Source organism: Vibrio sp. 2033, from assembly GCF_033339735.1.
The window spans coordinates 1-642 of sequence record NZ_JAWOVC010000452.1; the positions used below are offsets into that span (position 1 = coordinate 1).

At 48.6% G+C, this 642-nt stretch carries 1 protein-coding gene; it reads left to right on the top strand.

Annotated features, from left to right (window positions below):
• Positions 1-642, top strand: a 642-nt coding sequence (locus tag R7P74_RS27140) for a pyridoxal phosphate-dependent decarboxylase family protein (protein WP_318123772.1), incomplete at both ends; no start/stop codon positions are given.

The window sequence follows — 642 nt, forward strand, 5'->3', positions numbered from 1 at the left end:
CTAGACAACAAAAATGCGCCACTTAAATCCGTAATCGATGATGCGGCAGAGCTGGTGGCAAAGAACGCTATCTTCACTCAACACCCTGATTGCATCGCGCATTTGCATACGCCTCCTTTAATGCCGGCTGTCGCAGCAGAGGCGATGATTGCAGCACTGAACCAATCAATGGATTCATGGGACCAAGCATCTTCTGCAACTTACGTTGAGCAAAAAGTGGTCAATTGGCTGTGTGGCAAGTACGACTTAGGCGAAAAAGCCGATGGTCTTTTCACTAGCGGTGGCACTCAAAGTAACCAAATGGGTTTGATGCTGGCACGTGATTGGATCGCAGATAAGCTAAGTGGTCACTCAATCCAGAAGCTAGGTCTGCCTGACTACGCTGACAAACTTCGCATCGTATGTTCTAAGAAATCACACTTCACCGTTCAAAAGTCTGCATCTTGGATGGGGCTTGGTGAGAAAGCGGTGATGACTGTGGATGCAAACGCTGATGGCACCATGGATATCACGAAGCTAGATGAAGTGATTGCGCAAGCGAAAGCTGAAGGGCTAATTCCATTTGCGATTGTTGGTACTGCGGGTACGACGGATCACGGTGCAATTGATGACCTAGACTTCATCGCCGACATGGCAGTCAAG